This window comes from Bradyrhizobium sp. (genome assembly GCF_030654605.1).
Classification (GTDB): domain Bacteria; phylum Pseudomonadota; class Alphaproteobacteria; order Rhizobiales; family Xanthobacteraceae; genus Bradyrhizobium.
In genome coordinates this window covers 54,884-73,572 of the sequence record NZ_JAURXB010000258.1, presented here as the reverse complement: position 1 = coordinate 73,572, position 18,689 = coordinate 54,884, and the positions used below count along the sequence as shown (strand labels likewise).

16 protein-coding genes are annotated in these 18,689 nt (G+C 64.1%); 5 read left to right on the top strand and 11 right to left on the bottom strand.

The genetic code is table 11. The features are described from left to right. Positions 1-4: 4 nt before the first annotated feature. The 8 genes from Q7U29_RS23405 to lptF form a co-directional block, all read right to left on the bottom strand. Positions 5-1,354 (bottom strand): caspase family protein, encoded by a 1,350-nt coding sequence (locus Q7U29_RS23405; RefSeq protein WP_304745259.1) that lies wholly within the window; start codon positions 1,352-1,354, stop codon positions 5-7. An 80-nt stretch (positions 1,355-1,434) separates the two neighbouring features. After that, positions 1,435-2,493 carry an alcohol dehydrogenase gene (locus Q7U29_RS23400; protein ID WP_304745257.1) on the bottom strand — a complete coding sequence of 353 codons (1,059 nt, stop codon included), beginning with the start codon at positions 2,491-2,493 and terminating at the stop codon, positions 1,435-1,437. Positions 2,494-2,522: 29 nt separating this feature from the next. Beyond that, positions 2,523-3,383, bottom strand: a complete 861-nt coding sequence (rsmA, locus tag Q7U29_RS23395; protein WP_304745255.1) for a 16S rRNA (adenine(1518)-N(6)/adenine(1519)-N(6))-dimethyltransferase RsmA — start codon at positions 3,381-3,383, stop codon at positions 2,523-2,525. Next, positions 3,380-4,384 carry a 4-hydroxythreonine-4-phosphate dehydrogenase PdxA gene (pdxA, locus tag Q7U29_RS23390; RefSeq protein WP_304745254.1) on the bottom strand — a complete coding sequence of 335 codons (1,005 nt, stop codon included), beginning with the start codon at positions 4,382-4,384 and terminating at the stop codon, positions 3,380-3,382. The genes rsmA and pdxA overlap by 4 nt, the downstream gene beginning before the upstream one ends. Before the next feature lie 3 nt (positions 4,385-4,387). After that, the gene (locus tag Q7U29_RS23385) at positions 4,388-5,326 is read right to left on the bottom strand and encodes a SurA N-terminal domain-containing protein (RefSeq protein ID WP_304745252.1); all 939 of its coding nucleotides are present in this window, start codon (positions 5,324-5,326) and stop codon (positions 4,388-4,390) included. Between the two features lie 77 nt (positions 5,327-5,403). Beyond that, positions 5,404-7,899 carry an LPS-assembly protein LptD gene (locus Q7U29_RS23380; protein ID WP_370691817.1) on the bottom strand — a complete coding sequence of 832 codons (2,496 nt, stop codon included), beginning with the start codon at positions 7,897-7,899 and terminating at the stop codon, positions 5,404-5,406. Then, positions 7,899-8,996, bottom strand: a complete 1,098-nt coding sequence (gene lptG / locus Q7U29_RS23375; protein ID WP_304745250.1) for an LPS export ABC transporter permease LptG — start codon at positions 8,994-8,996, stop codon at positions 7,899-7,901. The genes Q7U29_RS23380 and lptG overlap by 1 nt, the downstream gene beginning before the upstream one ends. Further along, a complete protein-coding gene (gene lptF, locus Q7U29_RS23370; protein WP_304745248.1) occupies positions 8,993-10,162 on the bottom strand; it encodes an LPS export ABC transporter permease LptF in 1,170 nt (389 codons plus the stop codon). The genes lptG and lptF overlap by 4 nt, the downstream gene beginning before the upstream one ends. Positions 10,163-10,513: 351 nt before the next feature. Here lptF and Q7U29_RS23365 point away from each other — a divergent pair, with 351 nt between their 5' ends. The 3 genes from Q7U29_RS23365 to Q7U29_RS23355 all read left to right on the top strand — a co-directional run bounded on the left by Q7U29_RS23365 (position 10,514) and on the right by Q7U29_RS23355 (position 13,178). Further along, positions 10,514-12,016 (top strand): leucyl aminopeptidase, encoded by a 1,503-nt coding sequence (locus Q7U29_RS23365; protein WP_304745246.1) that lies wholly within the window; start codon positions 10,514-10,516, stop codon positions 12,014-12,016. 23 nt (positions 12,017-12,039) lie between these two features. Continuing rightward, positions 12,040-12,492, top strand: coding sequence for a DNA polymerase III subunit chi (locus tag Q7U29_RS23360; protein WP_304745244.1), 453 nt, complete (start codon positions 12,040-12,042; stop codon positions 12,490-12,492). A gap of 134 nt (positions 12,493-12,626) precedes the next feature. Continuing rightward, a complete protein-coding gene (locus Q7U29_RS23355; RefSeq protein ID WP_370691816.1) occupies positions 12,627-13,178 on the top strand; it encodes a hypothetical protein in 552 nt (183 codons plus the stop codon). Positions 13,179-13,205: 27 nt separating this feature from the next. Here Q7U29_RS23355 and Q7U29_RS23350 read toward each other — a convergent pair whose 3' ends face one another. Both Q7U29_RS23350 and Q7U29_RS23345 read right to left on the bottom strand, forming a co-directional pair. Further along, positions 13,206-15,083, bottom strand: coding sequence for an ABC-F family ATP-binding cassette domain-containing protein (locus tag Q7U29_RS23350; protein WP_304745243.1), 1,878 nt, complete (start codon positions 15,081-15,083; stop codon positions 13,206-13,208). An 87-nt stretch (positions 15,084-15,170) separates the two neighbouring features. Further along, a complete protein-coding gene (locus tag Q7U29_RS23345; protein WP_304745241.1) occupies positions 15,171-15,359 on the bottom strand; it encodes a hypothetical protein in 189 nt (62 codons plus the stop codon). Between the two features lie 487 nt (positions 15,360-15,846). On the opposite strand from Q7U29_RS23345, the gene ndk reads away from it, so the two are divergent. Together ndk and Q7U29_RS23335 are read left to right on the top strand one after the other, a co-directional pair. Then, a complete protein-coding gene (gene ndk, locus Q7U29_RS23340) occupies positions 15,847-16,269 on the top strand; it encodes a nucleoside-diphosphate kinase (protein WP_304745240.1) in 423 nt (140 codons plus the stop codon). 62 nt (positions 16,270-16,331) lie between these two features. Further along, positions 16,332-17,171 carry a TerC family protein gene (locus Q7U29_RS23335; protein ID WP_304745238.1) on the top strand — a complete coding sequence of 280 codons (840 nt, stop codon included), beginning with the start codon at positions 16,332-16,334 and terminating at the stop codon, positions 17,169-17,171. Between the two features lie 5 nt (positions 17,172-17,176). On the opposite strand, the gene ppx is transcribed toward Q7U29_RS23335, so the two are convergent. Beyond that, a complete protein-coding gene (gene ppx / locus Q7U29_RS23330; RefSeq protein ID WP_304745236.1) occupies positions 17,177-18,679 on the bottom strand; it encodes an exopolyphosphatase in 1,503 nt (500 codons plus the stop codon). Positions 18,680-18,689 lie beyond the last annotated feature (10 nt).

Here is an 18,689-nt window from a genome sequence, read left to right as displayed (position 1 = left end):
GTATTCAGCGGCCGGAGCCGTCGGCACACGCCGCTCCGATAATCCGGCAAGACTTGCCAGTCTTGCCGCACTCGTCAAGCGCCGCGTCCCTGGCCCGCTGGACGGTATCCCGCGCCACCAGCGACCATGATTTTCCTGAAATCGCGAAGGCTCCGCACCGCGTTCCGTAAAAACTCAGCTCAACCGGACATTTGCTTGTACCGCAGTTCGAGCGCGCATCTTCCACAGCGGCCCGTCGCGATGCGTGATTCCAGGAGATGCCCCATTTGTCGCTGTCGGGACCATAGACGATCGACCCCCACGGCTTCAGGTCCTCCATTTTTCGCAACCGCGTCAGCACGCCCTCGGTGGCTTCGCCTGTCGGCGTCATGCTGCTTTTTTCCTGAAACCTGGCGATCGCGAGCTTCATGCCGTTCTTGCTGTCGAGCGGCTCCGGATCGAAGTTGCGTTCATAGAGCCGGTCGCTCAGTTCCCGCAGCAGCACGGCATCCTTGATCGGGACCCGGTCTGGATCCGGACGCAGCGTATCGGACAGCCGGGGCGGCGCCACGGCCACCTGCGGCGAGGCCGCGGCTAGCGGTGCCACGAAATAGAAGGTGCCGTCGATCGGCGACGACGACACCCAGGGCTGTTGCGATCCGCCGGTCTGCCGCTTCACGGCGAGGCCGACCTGGTTGAAGGTCTGGAAGATGTCGAGCCCGGCCAGCCGAATGGTCGCCGCCAGGGCCCTGGTATAGGGGCTGTGGCCGTCGCTGCCATCCTGGGCGACGCTGCCGGGCTGCGTCGCGTAGGAGATCAGGGTGCCCTCCGGCGCCCGCATTTGGGCCAGGCCGCCATCGGACGCGCGCAATCCGCGGGCGCCGAACGGATTATTACGGCAGGCATCGAGGATCACCATGTTGAGCCGCGTGCCGGAACCCTGCATCTGGCGCAGCACGAGATTGACGTCCACCATCTGGAAGTCGACGTCCGCCTCGCGGGTTGGATTGGCGCCGACCGGCACCAGGTAATTCGAACCGCTGACCTGTACGCCGTGGCCGGCATAATAGAACAGCGCCACGTCGGCGCCCTGGATTTGCCGGCCGAAGTTCTGCACGGCGGTATCGAGCGATTGCTTGTCGAGGTCGAGCTGGGCGCGGCCACCGATCAGCGCGAAACCAAGGCCCGACAGCGTGTCGGCCATCAGCGTCGCGTCGTTTTTGGGATTATCGAGCCGCGTGATGTTCTGGTAAGCGGAATTTCCGACCACCAGCGCGATGCGTTTCTCTGCCGCGGCGGGGCCGGCAAAAATCGCCAGCAGCAGCGCACTCAGCGCCGCAAGTCCCAGACGTCCGCAATTGGCCGGCCGGCGCATCCCCAATGCATCCCCAAATATAATGGGAGCAGCCTAGCACCTGCCGGGCACCGCGAGAAGCGCTGCCCGGCAAGACCGTGTCAATTCTTCAGCACGATGCGCCCGACGACCTTGCCGGCCCGCAACTCGTCGATCCATTTCTGGACCTCGCCCATCGGCTCTTCCTTCATCGGCGTCGGCTTGATCTTGCCGGCACGGGCCAGCGCCATCAATTCCCTGGCTTCGGCCAGCGTTCCGACCATGAAGCCCTCGATGGTCATGCGCTTGTAGATCCACTGCACCATCGGCAGGCTGAAATTGCCGCCCATCAGTCCGGAGACCACGATCTTGCCGCCGCGCGCCACCGCGGCAACCGCAAAGGCCATCGATTTCTCGTTGCCGGCGAAATCCACCACCGCGTCAAAACCGCCCTCGGTTTCCTTGAGAATGCGTTTGGCGATGTCGGCCTCGGAAGGATCGTAGGCGACCGCGGCCCCGTTCTGCAGCGCGGCTTCGCGCGCAGCAGCGCTCAGATCGGCGACCGAAATCGGCTGCTTGAACATCGCCTGCGCGAACGACAGTCCCATCATGCCCACGCCGCCGAGGCCGATCAGCAGCAAATTGCGCTGCCGCGGCCGATCGACCAGCCGCTTCAGCGCGCCATAGGCGGTGACGCCGGAGCACATCAGGGTCGCGGCCTGATTGACCGGCAGCGGGTCGTAATCCAGGAGATATTTGGCGTCGGGCACCAGCACGTGGCTGGCGAAGCCGCCGTCGATGGAGACGCCGAGGAAACGCTGCTTGGCGCAGAGATTTTCATCGCCATTGAGACAGTCGCGGCACTGGCCGCAGCCGATCCAGGGGAAGACGGCTACCTTTTTTCCGATCAGGTCCTTCGAAACATCGGCACCTGTTTCCTCGATCACGCCGGCGATCTCGTGTCCCAGCGTGAACGGCAGCGTCATGCCGCGCGTGGTGTCGAGCTTCTTGCCGCCGCCGAGGTCGGCATAACCATCCTGGATATGCAGATCGGAATGGCACAGCCCGCAGCGCTCGATGCGGACCAGCACTTCGTTGCCCTGCGGCTTCGGCGTATCGACGATGGTTTCGCACAGCGGCGCATCGAATTTGACCAATGACTGGCGTTTCATCAGCGCCATGGCGTTTCTCTCCCTTGGAACGGTTTTGCTCAGGACGGTTTTGTCGGGCGTATATTTATCAATTCGCGGGCCATGGCAACAAAGCCGGAGACCGCGACGGTTTCGGCGCGCCGGGTCAGATCGACCCCGGCTGCGGCGGCCAGCCGGGCCGGATCGACACCTAGCGATTTGAGGCTCTGCCGCAGCATTTTTCGCCGCTGACCGAAGGCCGCCGCCGCGACCTGCTCGAGCGCCCGGCGGTCGCACGTTTCCGGCGCCGGGCGCGGCACCAGCCGCACCACCGAGGAAGTGACCTTGGGCTGCGGCACGAATGCCGCCGGGGAAATATCGAACAGGATCCTGGTTTCGGCGCGCCAGTTCGCGAGCACGGCCAGCCGTCCATAGGCCTCGTCATTCTCGCGTGCGACGATGCGCTCGGCCACCTCGCGCTGGAACATCAGCACCATCATGTCGTACCAGGGCGGCCACGGCTCGATCGACAGCCAGTCGATCAGCAGCGGGGTCGCGATATTGTAGGGCAGGTTGGCGACGATTTTCGCCTGCACACCGCCGAGCAATGGCCGTGGATCGAACGTCTGCGCATCGGCGCAGATGATCTCCAGTCGTCCCGGATAGCGTTTTGCAATTTCCTCGAGCGGCGGCAGCGCCCGCTCGTCGCGCTCCACCGCGATGACGCGCCGCGCGCCCAGCGCCAGCAGTGCGCGCGTCAGCCCGCCCGGGCCGGGACCGATCTCGATGACCGTGGCGTCTTCCAGCGGGCCCGCCGCACGCGCGATCCGGGCGGTGAGGTTGAGGTCGAGCAGGAAATTCTGTCCGAGCGATTTGCGGGCCGAGAGGTCATGCTGACGAATGACGTCGCGGAGCGGCGGCAGGTCGTCGATGCCGCTCATGTCGGCCGCGCCGCCGCCATGCGGTCGGCCAGCCGAAGCGCCGCGATCAGGCTCGACGGATTGGCGCGTCCGCTGCCGGCAATGTCGAACGCCGTGCCATGGTCCGGCGAGGTGCGGATGAACGGCAGTCCCAGCGTGACGTTGACCGCGTCCTCGAAGGCAATGGTCTTGATCGGGATCAGCGCCTGATCGTGATACATGCAGATCGCGCAATCATAGGTCTTGCGCGCGGCAGCGTGGAACATGGTGTCGGCCGGAAGCGGTCCCCGTGCGTCGATGCCTTCATTGCGCAGGATTTCGATCGCCGGCGCCACGATGGTCTGGTCCTCGAGGCCGAGCGAGCCGTCTTCGCCGGCGTGCGGATTGAGGCCGGATACCGCGAGGCGCGGATGGGCGAGGCCGAAGCGGGCCTTCAGATCCGCCACCGCGATGCGGGCCGTGCTGACGATCAACTCGCTCGACAGCTGCGCGATCGCCTCGCGCAGCGAAAGATGGATGGTTACGGGCACGACGGCGAGGGTGGGCGACCACAACATCATCACCGGCTGCGGCGTGCGACCGCCGCTTGTCGCGAGTTCGGCCAGAAATTCGGTATGGCCGGGATGCCGGAAACCGGCGCGGTAGAGCACGCTCTTGGCGATCGGGTTGGTGACGACCGCGCTTGCCCGCCCGGTGGCGACGTCGGCAACCGCCTGACGAATCGATGCCAGTGCCGCCGCCGCGCTGCTGTCGTCGGGCTGGCCCGGCCGCGCCGTTGCGGCATGGCGGGTGGCCACCACCGGCAAGGCGTCGGCGAATGCCGCGACTGCATCCTCGGGCCGGATGTCGGCTATTTTTACCTTCAGTCCGAGGCCTTCCGCGCGCTTGCCAACGGAGTCGCGATCGCCGACCAGATAGAATGCCGGTAGCTTCAGTTCATCGCGGCGCAGCCACGCCTTGATCGTGATGTCGGGCCCGATGCCCGCGGGTTCGCCTGAGGTCAGCGCGAGGGGCTTTGCCATGCATCAACGATATTCGATCATCGCGGCTTTGCGGACATCCTGCAGGTAGGCTTTCGACTTCGCCTCGTACTTCTCGACGTACATCTTGTCGCGGATTTCCTTTTTCTTCGGCGTGTCGACCGTGGTCGGCTTGCGTCCGCACAACGCCACCATCTCGACGCCCGCCTTCGTCTGCTCGGGCGCGGTCAGATGACCGATCGGGGTCTTGTCGAGTACCTCGCGCAGCACCTGCGGGAGGTCGGCCGACGTCTTGGTCACGACGGCGCGTATCGTGGCGTTTTGCATGGACTTGAACAGCGCGTTGGCCTCCTCGCAGGTCTGCACCCGGCTACGCAATGCTTCGGCCTCCTTGCGCCGTGCCTCGATGAGGGCGGGGGCTGATCCCTTCGGGACGATCAACACGACGGGCTGCAGCTGATATTCAAAGGCCTCGGCCTCGAGCTTCTCGTTGCCCGCGGCCTGGGCGGCGGCGGCAACGTCCTTTTCCCCGACCTGGAGGCTTCCCTTGAAGCGCCCGCGGACCAGGCTGGTCCAGACGATCTCGGCCTTCAGGCGCGACTTCAGTGTGTCAGGGCGAATGCCCTGGGCCTCGAGCGTCTTGTTGAGCTGCTCGGCGGGCATGCGCATCCGCGAAGCCATCTGCGCATAGGACTGATCGACATCGGTCGAAGTCGGCTCGACGCCGAATTTCTTGCCTTCCCTGATCTTGACCTTTTCATCGATCAGTTCGTTGATCACTTCCTGGCGGACCGGCGCCTTGCGCGTGGACAGGAAATTCAGCTTGCCGCGTTGTTCGATGTCGAAATTGGTGATGGGCTCGCCGTTGACCATGACCGCCACGGACTGCGCCTGCAGCGGCGACCCGCCGGCCATCAGGACCAGCGCCGCGGCGCAGCCCAGCACGAGCGATCGAAGGCGGAGGAAGGGCGTGGGGCTCGTCATGATCATCTTCGCTGTATCAACCCGGTTCGAACTGGATCCGCGATGGCGGCAATGGTCCGGCGGCATCGGATCCGGCTCTATTGTATACCGGCGGAGCTGCTCGTCGAGGACGTGGTGGCAAGCGTCCGCAGGCCGATCTGAAACATGAACGCGTGACTGAGCACCGGCGGCAAGGTGCCTGCCGAATAGCTGTAGGACGTCACGTAGTTGGCAGCCAGCACGAAGCAGTCGTCGACGTAGCCGGCACCGACGACGTACTGATTGATCTTGTTGGCTTCAAGATCCCACCGGGCGGCTCCCGTCACCACCCAGTTCGCGGCGACCTTGATCGATCCGCTGCCGAGCAATCCCTCGCGACGCGTCAGGTAACCGAGTTCCGGTTGCGCCGCGTAATTGCCGTACGTCAGGCCGACCGACCAGCGGTCGAAGCTGGCGCGGCCTTCAGCCTCGAAACGGTTGACATTGAGTGTGGCCTCGTCGACGCGCGTGCGCATGCTGACGGTGTAGGTTCTGTTGGGCGAATAATTGACGCGAGCGACATAGTCGGATCGCGTATCCTGCAGGCCGGAAGCAAGCCCGGTATTGGTCCCGTCAGCGACCGCGTACGAGTTCAGGCCGAACAGCTGGTAGGATTGCCCGAACAGCACATTGACTGAGCCGCCGCGGTCGAATTGCGTGGTCGCCTGGACGCCGACATTGGCGCGGCCACCGCCCTCGACGCGGTCGTAGCCGGAGAACTTGTCGACCGAGAACAGGTTGCTGGCGTCGAACACCATGCTCTGGGCGTCTTCGTTGGGCAGCTTGCCGGCATAGGTCTCATTGGGACGAAGGATGATCTGCGCGATCGGTTCGATCGTGGTGGAGCCCCAGGGCTGAACGTTGATGAAGGGGTAGCGATATTCGAGGCCGACGGTCGGCATCACCCGCAGTGCCTGGGTGTCGCCGACGGGCAGGAAATTCGAAACGCCCGGCTGGTTGGAAATCGAGGCGTCGATCGCATCGGCGCGGATGATGGCAAACGGCGTCCAGATCTGGCCGATCGGATCGGTGAACGACTTCCGCCATTGCGCCTCGACGGTAGCCCGCGTGTAGGTGCCGGGTACGCCGCGGAGCAGGCAGGCGTTGGGCATCCGGGCCAGCGGATCGGCCGACGTGTTCAGACACAGGCCCTGGGTGTTGGCCACCGTCGTGATCGGGTCGAACGCCGCGGTGCTCCGCGACAGGCTGGTCAGGTTCGTCTTGTAGCTTAACTCGCCGCCGAAGATCGGGCTGTTGATCACGTTCGAGTAATCGAGGACCGGGTGAATGACGGGGACCTTGTCCTGGTTACCCGAGAAGCTGAGGTAATAGATCGTGCGCAGGTCGAAGAAGCTGCGGTCGCCGACGCCGGTCAGGTAAAGCTGCGAAATGGCTTCGGTCGGCAGGCTCAGGAACGAGCCCAGGGGATCGCGGTACTGGGCCAGGCGGTAGTCGGTCATGAAGTAGTAGTCGGAGAGCAGGACGCCGTCCCAACCCCACACCCATTTATCGCTGATCGCGAACTGGCCCTTGGTTTCGACGCCGCCGCGGAAGTTGCGGTCGCCGGGCTGGCCGGCGTAGACGCCGGGGTCGAGCTGGTTAATGCCGTAGCCGCGGATCTGATAGGATCCGTTCATCAGGCGCTGGCGGAATTCGCCCTGGAACAGCACGCCCTGCCGGGTGGTGAAACGCGGGTTGAAAGTCGCGTCATAGTCGGGAGCGATGGCCCAATAGAACGGCGTCTCGACGCCGTACCCATAGCCCGTCAGCGAGCTGAAGCCCGGCATCAGGAAGCCGGTCTTGCGCTTCACGGTCGGATCGGGCGTCGAAAAATACGGCAGATACGCCATCGGAACGCCGAAGAATTCCAGCTGCGCATTTTCGAAATACAGCATCTTCTCGGTCTGGTCGTGAATGATGCGCGCGCCCTTGACCTGCCACAGCGGCGGCTTCTTCGGATCGTCCTTGCACGGTGCGCAGGCAGTATAAACCCCGTTCTCGAAAACGGTGTAGTTGCCGCTGGAGCGGTCCATCCGCGTCGCCGCCATTCGGGTGGCGTCGGCGGTATCGACGCGCAGCGAATCGACGAATCCATCGCGGTAGTCGTCGCTCAGATCCATGACGTTGGCGTAGGTGATCTTGCCTTCCGCATCGGTCATGCGGATGTTGCCCTCGGCGTGAAGCCGCTTGGTCTTCTGATCGTAGATGACCTTGTCGGCCTCGACGCCGGTGCCGTTGAAGAACATCTGCACGTTGCCGACCGCCGACACCCGCTGATTGTTGTAGTCGTAATTGACCTCGACCGCCTGGACGAGCATCTGCCCGTCATTGGCGGGTCGGGGCGGCGCCGGCTTGGGCGGGCGCGGATTATAGGTGAAGCCCTGCGCGTAGGCCGGCGCGGTGGTCGCGATGTCGAGCGCGGCGGCCAGAATCAGCCCGGCGGCCAGCGCCAGAACCGGGACGCCGGCTGCGGCCAACCGACTCCAGTGGCGGCGCACGAACGTGCGCCGCTGGAACGCGGACGACCTTTCCTGGCGGGCGGCGACAACGGCCACTACCCGTCCTCCTGGTACAGCAAGGCCAAAAAGCCGGTGAGGCCGCCCACAGACACAGGCAACCACGCCGCAGCGATCGGATGCATCAACTCAGCCTTGCTCAAATCCTCAGTTACTTTCGACAGAACGTAGAGCAGAAAGCCTGCTCCCACGCCACTCAAAACCATCTTCTGCACGCCGCCCATCCGGAAGAAGCGCAGGCTTACGGAGGCCGCCAACATGACCATGGCAGCCAGTAAAAACGGCTGTGCAATGAGCTTATGGTACTGCAACCGGTAGCCGGCGGTCGCGAATCCCGAGCTTTCCGAGGACCGGATATAGCCGGGTAGTTGCCAGAAAGACACAGTTTCGGGAGTGGAAAAACTGTTGCGGACCTGGGCGGGCGTCAGGCTGGTCGGAATGAAGAAGCTGTCCTGATCAACCGGGGGGGCGTTGAGGGAGAATCGGCGCGCCGATTTGAACGCCCAGCGGCCTTCCTCGAGTCGCGCCTCACGCGCCTCAATGCGTTCCTTGAACTGGAAGTCGTTGTCGAATTTGAACACCGTGAGCCCGGTGAGCAGGACGCCCTGCTGCTCGCTGCGGGCGGCGTTGATGATCCACTGGCCGTCGCTGGCGACCTGATTGAGCCAGAAGCCGGATGCGTCCTGAATTCCGCCGCCGGACGCGGATCCGAACATTTCCGCCTCCATGCGCTTGGATAGTTCGCGCAAATTGGCCGACATCGGATTGTAGGCGACGGTTGCCAGGAACCCGAGCGCAATCGCGCCTGCCAATGCCGGCGAAATGAACTGCCAGGCGGAAACGCCGGCGGCGCGCGCCACCACCAGTTCCAGCCGCCGCGACAGCGCGAGATAGCAGGTCATCGCGCCGATCAGGACGCAGAACGGCATCATTTTTTCGAGCAGCTGCGGCACCCGATAGATGGACGTCTTCGCCACCATGATGGCGGAAACCGAAGCCAGTCCGGACGTCTTCCGGACCATTTCGATGTAATCGACCAGCACCAGCAGCAGGAAGATGCTCGCGAACGCGCCCACCGCCGAGATCAGGAAGCGGCTGGCAAAATAGCGCCCGAGTGTGTTGGTCATCATGCTCATGCTGCGACCGGTCGTCCGAAGAGCCGCAGAATACGTTCGTTGTTCCGGTTAATGGCCTCCATCAGGGCCGCAGGCGGTTCGACCACGGTGCCCGTCAGGATCATCGCCACACCGCCGCCGATCGCGACGATCAGCATCAGGTACTGAACGAGGGCTGCGAGTGGCGACCTCACCGTCACGACCGAGCAGGCGAATCCCGCCATGCGCAGTCCGAACACGGCGAAAATCGAACCGCCGATCGCAAAACTGCGGCTCTGCCGCGTGGTGCGCGGCGTTCCCAGGAACGCGAATGTCAACGCCGCGAAGGCGAAGGGATAGATCGGCGCCATGAAGCGGTCGTGCAATTCGGCGCGGAACTGGCCGGGCAATTGCTGGTAAATCGGGTCCTCGTGAGACGGCCACAGCAATTCCCAAATGTAGCGTTCGCGGATGCCCAGCGTGACGTCGCGCCCGCTATTGGAGAATTTCGACATGTCGAATGCGTAACGGCCGAACGCCACCAGCGCCGGGTCGCGCTTGCCGGCCTCGAAACGCTGGAGATTTCCGTCTTCCAGTACCAGATACGAGCCGCTCTCGTTGCGCAGGATCGTGCCGTGGTCGGCAATGATGGTGACGCGTTCCTTGGGGTCGCGCCGATCATCGACGAAAATGCCGGCGAGAATGCCGCCGGGCTGACGCTCCCGAATGCGAATCGTCAGGTTCCGATCGAGCGAGGCAAAACGGCCGGGCTGCAGAATGTTGGTGAGCACGTCGGCGGTGATCTCGGCGTCCCACTGCTTGATCCGGCGCATGCCGTCGGGCGCCAAATAGGCCGCGATGAAGGCAACCAGAACCGACACCACGCAGGTGGCATAGAAGAACGGAAGGAACAGCCGGAACGGCGAGAGGCCCGCCGCATTCATCACGATGATCTCGGAGTCGGTCGCGAGCTTGTTGAGGGTGTGCGAGATTGCGATCATCAGCGCCATGGGCGCAATGATCAGCACCAGCGCCGGGATCACGAGGCTGGTGATGCCGAGAAAGGTGACGATGGTCTGGCCCTGGCTCGTCATCAGGTCGATGCCGCGCAACGCCTGCGTAATCCAGATCACCCCTGTCAGGCTCACCAGAATCAACGCAAACGACGCCAGCGTCGTTCGGAAAATATACTTGTCGATCGACCCCATCGTTACCGCACGATCCCACCTCACGAGCCGAAACCGCGGCTCACGACCAATCCCTGTTACGGGATCCCCATTGGTCGCGCCGCAGCTGTCCTGCCAGCTCACATTCTCACTACCATCCCTTTGATCCGTCAACAAAATGGCTGGGCCATGGCACCCTTGCCATATGGTTAATAATTCGCGCTATGTGGCTAATGAGCCACGGGGGCGCTTGGCATTGCAGCGGCTGGCAGGCCATAGTGTCCCGGACCCTGCTTTCCGCGGATGTGCAGCCACAGTCGATGAGATCATCCGAAACACCGCCCGGCCGGTTCCCGACCCAGCGACAGCCCTGAATTCTTGGAGGATTTGCCCATGTCCGACGCCGTCAAGGTCGGCTTCGTTCCGTTTTCCACCGCCCCGCGCGGGGTTCTGGTGGTCTTTTGCGACGATACGCTGAAATTCGGCGCGGCGACGCGCAAGGGGCTGGGGACATCGGCCGATGTCGTCAAGCGCGCGGCCGAAACCAACCAGTTCAAGGGCAAGAGCGGCTCGACGCTCGATATTCTGGCGCCGGAGGGTCTTAAAGCCTCCCGGCTGATCGTGGTTGGCGCCGGCAAGTTGTCGGCGATCAAGGACCATGATTTTCTCAAGCTTGGCGGCGCAGCCGCCGGCAAGCTGCTCGGCGGCAACGCGGTGGTGACGATCATGGCGGAATTGCCTGACGGTGCGATGAAGCCCGACCAGGCCGCCGCGGTGGCATCGGGCGTGCGGCTGCGAGCCTATAAATTCGATCGCTACAAGACCAGGAAGAAGGACGGCGAGGATGCCGCGGTGCGCGCCGAAGTTTCGCTCGCGGTCGACGACGTCGCCGCCGCGCGAAAAGCTTTCGCCCCTCGCGCTCACATTGTCGATGGCGTCATCATGGCGCGCGAACTCGTCAACGAGCCGCCGAACGTGCTCTATCCCGTGGAATTCGCGCGGCGCGCCGCGCAGCTGCGCAAGCTCGGCGTCGATGTCGAAATTCTCGACGTCAAGGCCATGACCAAGCTCGGCATGGGCGCGCTGCTCGGCGTTTCCCAGGGCTCGACGCAGCCGGGCCGCACCGTGATCATGCGCTGGAATGGCGGCAAGAAAGGCGAGCAGCCGGTTGCCTTCGTCGGCAAGGGCGTTTGTTTCGATACCGGCGGCATTTCGATCAAGGGCTCCGCCGGCATGGAGGACATGAAGGGCGACATGGGGGGCGCGGCTTGCGTGGTCGGGCTGATGCATGCGCTGGCCGCGCGAAAGGCCAGGGTCAATGTGGTCGGCGCCATCGGCGTCGTCGAAAACATGCCTGACGGAAATGCGCAACGCCCCGGCGATATCGTGACCTCGATGTCCGGCCAGACCATCGAAATCATCAATACCGACGCAGAAGGTCGTCTGGTTCTGGCCGACGTGCTCTGGTACGTGGCGAAGAAGTTCAAGCCGAAATTCATGGTCGACCTGGCAACGCTGACCGGCGCGATCATGGTGGCGCTCGGCACCGAATATGCCGGCATGTTCTCCAACAACGACGAACTGGCCGAACGGCTGACCAGGGTGGGGCTCGAGACCGGGGAACGGGTGTGGCGCATGCCGCTAGGCCCCGAATACGACAAGCAGATCGATTCGCAATTCGCCGATGTGAAGAACGCCGGCGTCCGCAATGGCGGTTCGATCACTGCCGCCCAGTTCCTGCAGCGCTTCGTCGACGACACGCCGTGGGCGCATCTCGATATCGCGGGAACCGCGATGGGTGCGCCGAAGTCCGAGATCAATCACAGCTGGGGCTCGGGCTATGGCGTGCGTCTGCTGGAGCGGCTGGTGGCAGAGTATTACGAAGGCAAGAAATAACTGAGGAAACAGCTGAAAATCCGATGACGGAAGTTCTGTTCTACCATCTGCAGGACATGTTGCTCGAGAACGTGCTGCCGCCGTTGCTGGAGAAGTCGCTGGAGCGTGGCTGGCGGGTGGTGGTGCAATCGACATCGGAAGAGCGCGCGGACGCGCTCGACGCCCATCTTTGGACCTATCGCGACGATTCGTTCCTGCCGCACGCCACCTGGCGCGCGGCCGACGCCGAGGACCAGCCGATCGTGCTGGCGGTGGAGGGGGGCAACCCGAACCGGGCCAATGTCCGGTTCCTGATCGACAACGCCGCGCTGCCCGCCGATTGCGAGGGCTACGACCGCCTGGTTCTGGTCTTCAATGGCGACGACGACAACGCGCTCGGCGCTGCGCGGGAGGCCTGGACCGACTGCAAGTCGCGGGGGTTCGAGGTCACCTACTGGCAGGCCGACGAGCGGGGCCGGTGGCAGCGGCGGAATTAGCGATATAAGGCAATTAATGATAATCTGCGGTTTCGGCGGGCGTCGGCCCCGTGAGCTTGGACATAGTCACGCTCATGCCGCAAAGTGATGGTGGGACAACCGCTTAGACGACAGGGTTGGGAATTCGGTCAATCGTGCGAGACAAAAACCTTCATCGCAAACGCCTGCTGGCGTGGCTCCTGCTGGCCCCCCTGATGGCGGGCTGCACGAGCGCGTTCCAGTCGGGCTCAGATCTCCTGTCGAAAGACGCGGAATGGTTTTCCCGTTCCGGCAGGCTGTTCATCCGGAACGTTTCGATCGAGACCTTGCCCTTGACCCCCGACAAGCCGGTGACGGCGGAAGATCTGGTGAGCGCGGATGGCGGCTGCCCGGGAATGGCGCCTCCGGGTTCGGATGCCAACGCCCTGACCGACGGCGCGGCCGGCGCGCCGGCGCCCTCGACCCGGGGAACGGTGGCGCTCGGCCATACCGAATGCGACGTCGTGCGCGGCATCGGCGCACCCGATAGCGTCAACCTCTCGAACAATGCGCGCGGCGACCGGGTGGCGGTGGTCAATTATTCGCGCGGGCAGCGTGCCGGAATTTACACCTTCACCGCCGGACGCCTGAGCTCGATCGAGCGCGGCGCCGAACCGGCCCCGCCGCCGCGAACGGTGAAGCCGAAGAAGAAGCCGGCCGCGACCTGATCGCTGGTCCGCACGCCGCGAACCGGCTCAGCCCGTCGCCTGATCGTATTGCGAGCTTGCCGCCAGCCACTCTTCCTCGGCGCGCTGCAGCGCGCTCTGGGCGCCGGCCCGTGCCTTGCCGAGCTGGGCCGCCTGCTTGGGATCGCGCTTGAACAAATCCGGCAGCGCCAGCGCGGTATCGATCTTGGCAATGATGCCGTTGATGCGCGCGATCTCGGCCTCGGCATCCGATATCTTCTGCTTCAGCGGGACGCGCTTCTCGGACTTGTTGCGCGCGGGCTTGTCGCGGCCGTCGCCGCGTTCATTGTCGCCGCGGTCGCGCGAATTGGTGCGCATGCCGCGCGCCGACAGCACCATGCGCCGGTAGTCGTCGAGGTCGCCGTCATAGGTCGTGACCGCGTGATCGGCGACCACCCATAATTGATCGGCGCAGGCTTCGATCAGGTAGCGGTCATGGGAGACCATGATGACGGCGCCGGGATAATCGTTGATCGCTTCGGCAAGCGCCGCGCGGCTGTCGATGTCCAGATGGTTGGTCGGTTCGTCGAGAATGATCATGTTGGGACCGAAGAAGGTCGCAAGTCCGAGCAGCAGCCGCGCTTTTTCGCCGCCCGACAGGCTTTTCACCTTGGTGTCACCGGCCTTGCCGGAAAAGCCGATCGCGCCGGTGCGCCCGCGCACCTTGGTTTCGGTGGCGTCGGGCATCAGCTTGCGGACGTGATCGTAGGGCGAGCCGTCGAGATTGAGTTCGTCGACCTGGTGCTGCGCGAAATAGCCGACCGACAGCTTTTCAGCGCGGGTGACGTGACCGGAGAACGGCACCAGCTTGTTGGCCAACAGCTTGACCAGCGTCGACTTGCCGTTGCCGTTGGAGCCGAGCAAAGCGATGCGGTCGTCGGTGTCGATGCGCAGGGTCACGCGATTGAGCACCGGCTTCTTCGGGTCGTAGCCGACCGAGACGTTGTCGACCGCGATGATCGGCGGCGACAGCATTTTCTCCGGCACCGGAAAGGAAATTTCGCGGACGTCCTGCGTCACCAGCGCGGTGACCGGCTTCATCCGCTCCAGCATCTTGACGCGCGACTGCGCCTGGCGGGCTTTCGAGGCCTTGGCCTTGAAGCGGTCGACGAAGGCCTGCAGGCGCTTGCGCTCGTCCATCTGCCGCTTGGCGTGCTTGGCGTCGAGCATCTCGCGGGTGGCGCGCTGCTCCTCGAACGACGAGTAGGTACCCTTGTAGAGCGTCAGCTTGGTGCGATCGAGGTGCAGGATCTGGTCGACCGAGGTGTCGAGCAGGTCGCGGTCATGGCTGATGACGATCACCGTGCGCGGATAGTTCGCCAGATGATCCTCCAGCCACAGCGTGCCTTCGAGGTCGAGGTAGTTGGTGGGCTCGTCCAGCAGCAGCAGATCGGGCGCGGAAAACAATGTCGCCGCAAGGGCGACGCGCATGCGCCAGCCACCGGAAAACTCCGAACAGGACCTCGCCTGATCGGCGGTGGAAAATCCAAGGCCGCTCAGGATCGCGGCAGCCCGGGCCGGCGCCGAATGTGCGTCGATGTCGACGAGCCGGGTCTGGATATCGGCGATGCGCGAAGGATCGTGCGCGGTCTCGGCTTCGGCCAGCAGCGCGTCGCGCTCCAGGTCGGCCTTCAGCACGACCGAAATCAAGCTCTCCGGGCCGTCGGGCGCTTCCTGCGCGAGGCTGCCGATACGCCAGCGGGGAGGGATCGAGATGGAACCGGTTTCGGTCGGCAGCTCGCCACGGATCGCATGGAACAGCGTCGATTTGCCGACGCCATTACGGCCGACAAAACCCACGCGTGCGCCGGGCACGATTTGAACCGAGCTGTTGTCGATCAAAAGCCGTCCGGCAATCCGGACCGAGATATCGGTGATTGAAAGCATGCGGGCTTTTCACCGGTGCCGTCCCAAAACGCAACCCGTTAATTGCACGAAATGGCGGCTGCGCGGCGGCTGATGCCGCAATGGGGCCTAATTCGGCAGCATTTGGCGGCCGCTGGCGTCCTGTTTGCGCAGTTCATTCATCAGATCCGCCAGATGGGAGGGCAGCTCGGATTCCAGCGGGCGGAGGCGTTGCTGCAACCGCTCGCCCACGGCATTGCAAATCGATCGGCTGGTCTTGCGATCGATCTGTTCGCTGTTGTCGGTGTGGCTGTTCATGAGGGTATCCAGCTTGGTAATCGGTTGTGGTGTTGCAGGACTAAGTCACCGGGCGGGAAATGGTTTCCCGCCGGGGGTGCATTGCATGGTCCCGCACATCGGAATGGTGTGAAAGCCAGCGCTGGTTCCGCTCTCGGGAACGCCGAATTCGCTCCGGGAGAGGGCCGGCCAGGGCTGTTTGCCGTGCGATCGGGACGATCGGGCACCGGGGGCTACCAGCCGTCGACGGGGCGACCCCACCACGTCGGGACCAATCGCCGCACGTAGCAGCCGACATAGCCACAGGCGGCGCGCGGGCGGTTAAGCGGGGACGCTCCAATAGCCGCATGCCAGCCATATCGACCACGTTGAGCGGGTGAGGCCGGTACCGGCACTGCCCGCGACATTTCGCCTGATTGCTTGCCGATTCCGCCCGGTCGCTTGCCGTTCCCCGACGGCGCCGATATAAGCGCCGCAACTCCCACCAGCGCTTTTTAAGGACGAGACTATGACGATTGAACGTACCTTTTCGATTCTCAAGCCCGACGCGACCGCGCGCAACCTGACGGGCGCGATCAACGCGCTGATCGAAAAGGCCGGACTTCGGATCGTTGCCCAGAAGCGCATTCGCATGACGCGCGAACAGGCCGAAACCTTCTATGCCGTCCACAAGGCGCGTCCGTTTTTCGGCGAACTGGTGGACTTCATGACTTCCGGTCCGGTCGTGGTCCAGGTGCTCGAAGGCGAGGGCGCCGTGCTGAAGCATCGCGACGTCATGGGCGCGACCGATCCTTCCAAGGCGGCCGACGGAACCATCCGCAAACTGCATGCGAAGTCGATCGGCGAAAACTCCGTGCATGGTTCCGATGCCGCCGAGACCGCAGCGATTGAAATCGCCCAGTTCTTCTCGGGCAACGAAATCGTCGGTTGATCGACAACCGAAACGGCAGACAATAGCCGCTCACAACGGCCGCAGGCCGGGGGGAATATGCTGTGAACTGGGTCATGCAAATCTTCGATCCCGCGATCATCTCGAACTTCTTAACCCAGTTTCAAGTCGAGATGCAGCAGCCGACCTTTTGGGTCGCGCTCGGCAAGATCATGTGGATCAACATCCTGCTGTCCGGTGACAACGCGCTTGTCATCGCGATGGCATGCCGCGGGCTGCCGTCACGTCAGCGGTTCTGGGGCATGGTCCTTGGCGCCGGCGTCGCCGTTTTCCTGCGCATCATCTTCACGGGAATCGTCGTGACGTTGATGGCGCTGCCCTTCCTCAAGCTGGTCGGCGGGTTGGCGCTGCTCTTCATCGCGGCAAAGCTGCTGGTACCCGAACACGAGGGCGAGGGCGACGTGGATGCGGCGGCACATCTGTGGGCGGCCGTGCGGATCGTGGCGATCGCCGACATCGTGATGAGCCTCGACAACGTCATCGCGGTTGCCGCGGCCGCCAATGGCAGTATTCCGCTGCTGGTGATCGGCCTTGCGATCAGCGTTCCCCTGATCGTTGCCGGTGCCGCGCTGATCATGGCACTGCTCACGCGCATGCCTGGTTTGGTATGGGCGGGCGCAGCCTTGCTGGGCTGGGTCGCCGGTGAGGTCATGGCGACCGATCCCGCGATCGTTCCGTATCTGAAGGCGTTCTTCAACGGTCCGGTCGGCGTCGCGCTCGACTCATTCCTCGCCCCGCTCAGGGTGTTCCCGCGCTTTGCCAATGACGGTCATGGCGCCGAGGTGGTCTTCGGGGTCATCGGCATCATCATCGTTCTGGTGGCGGGAGCGATGTGGCGGAAGCGCAAGCTGCAAAGCGAGGCGCATTCGGCGACGGCGGCTTAGGGCCGCTAGCGCCGCACGATCGAGCCGGCGCGGCCGACCAGCCGCGCCAGTTGCTTGAACCGGCTGCCGACGCGATCGGCGACTAGGTCGACCATCCTGTGTTCGAACACCAGCATCAGCTTGCGGCCCTGGCTTCGGAAGTGGGTCAGCGGCAAGACGCCGGGCCGTGCCGCCGATATCAGATGGGCGACGCGAAAGGCTGCGCCGAGCAGCCGCGCGCGCTCGACCATGGCCGGCGGCACCAGCTGCTGAATGATCGCGGGTGGTTCATTCTGTTCGCTCAGGCCGGCGTAGCGATAGAATACCGACAGCGCGACGAAAGCCCGGCCCTGATGGCTGATCGAGCCGAAATTGCCGTTGGTAATGAGATTGAGCGTCTGCTCGCCGCGATAGTCGGGATGCACCCGCCAACCAATATCCGACAACAGGCAGGCGGTATGACGAAGGCGCCGATCCTCTTCGGTTTCCTTCAGCCGGATGACCCGCACCAGGCGATCGGTCCATCCGATCAGTTCCTGGGCGTGCCGGGTGGAGCGCGACAGCAGTTCGTTCAGCGACTGCGCGGCGCAGATCAAGCCATCCTTGGAGCGCTCGGCTTGCGGCAGCTTCGCGTACAGCAGGCCTTCGCGCACGCCGAAGGTCGAGAATACGATGGTCTTCGGTTTGGCGACGTGAATGATGTGTTCGAGCACGAGGGCGGCATAGGCCAGCAACGGCCGGCGGGCGTCGGCGATAGCTTCGATATCGGCCAGCATGTCGGCCGCCGCCAGGCGGCGCAGCCGCTGCGCGAAATCGAGCGCATCCGCCGCCGGGACCGAATATCCATGCATGACCCGCAACGGATAACCGCTCTGGATGATGTGGATGCGGGCCAGCGCCCGCCACGTTCCGCCGACCGCATAGAAGGTGCGGCCGCTGCCTGCCTTGAGCTGGGCGACGCCGGCAAGATCTGCTTTGACGATGCGCTCGGCGCGCTTCACCGATTTCTGCGAAACGTCCTGCAACGCCAGGCTGCCGAGCGGCAGCGTCACGCCGCGGCGAACCCGGTTGCCATGCACGTCGATCAGTTCCAGCGAACCGCCGCCGAGATCGCCGACAATGCCATTCGGCTTGTGAATGCCGGAAACCACGCCCAGCGCCGACAGATAAGCCTCGCGGGGACCGGTCAGGATCTCGATCCGACAGCCGCAGATGCGTTCGGCCTTGGCGATGAAGTCGGGGCCGTTGCTGGCGTCGCGGCAGGCAGCGGTGGCGATCGCGTGGACGCGGCCGACCTTCATCACCCGGCACAGCGCGCGAAACCGCCGCAGCGCGGTCAGCGCCCTGGCGACGGCATCCGGCGCCAGCAGCCCGGTGCTCTGGACCTCGCGGCCGAGGCCGCACAGCGCCTTCTCGTTGAATATGGTGATCAGGCTGCGCGCCATCTTTTGATAGACGACGAGGCGCACCGAATTCGAGCCGATGTCGATGACCGCGACGCTGGATGCGCGTTTGCGCGGCCGCTTCACCACGTCGCCC

Coding starts and splice junctions, on each gene's coding strand:
- Q7U29_RS23405 (WP_304745259.1), bottom strand. CDS start 1,354: ATGCGCCGGCCGGCCAATTGCGGACGTCTGGGACTTGCGGCGCTGAGT.
- Q7U29_RS23400 (WP_304745257.1), bottom strand. CDS start 2,493: ATGGCGCTGATGAAACGCCAGTCATTGGTCAAATTCGATGCGCCGCTG.
- rsmA (WP_304745255.1), bottom strand. CDS start 3,383: ATGAGCGGCATCGACGACCTGCCGCCGCTCCGCGACGTCATTCGTCAG.
- pdxA (WP_304745254.1), bottom strand. CDS start 4,384: ATGGCAAAGCCCCTCGCGCTGACCTCAGGCGAACCCGCGGGCATCGGG.
- Q7U29_RS23385 (WP_304745252.1), bottom strand. CDS start 5,326: ATGACGAGCCCCACGCCCTTCCTCCGCCTTCGATCGCTCGTGCTGGGC.
- lptG (WP_304745250.1), bottom strand. CDS start 8,996: ATGAGCATGATGACCAACACACTCGGGCGCTATTTTGCCAGCCGCTTC.
- lptF (WP_304745248.1), bottom strand. CDS start 10,162: ATGGGGTCGATCGACAAGTATATTTTCCGAACGACGCTGGCGTCGTTT.
- Q7U29_RS23365 (WP_304745246.1), top strand. CDS start 10,514: ATGTCCGACGCCGTCAAGGTCGGCTTCGTTCCGTTTTCCACCGCCCCG.
- Q7U29_RS23360 (WP_304745244.1), top strand. CDS start 12,040: ATGACGGAAGTTCTGTTCTACCATCTGCAGGACATGTTGCTCGAGAAC.
- Q7U29_RS23350 (WP_304745243.1), bottom strand. CDS start 15,083: ATGCTTTCAATCACCGATATCTCGGTCCGGATTGCCGGACGGCTTTTG.
- Q7U29_RS23345 (WP_304745241.1), bottom strand. CDS start 15,359: ATGAACAGCCACACCGACAACAGCGAACAGATCGATCGCAAGACCAGC.
- ndk (WP_304745240.1), top strand. CDS start 15,847: ATGACGATTGAACGTACCTTTTCGATTCTCAAGCCCGACGCGACCGCG.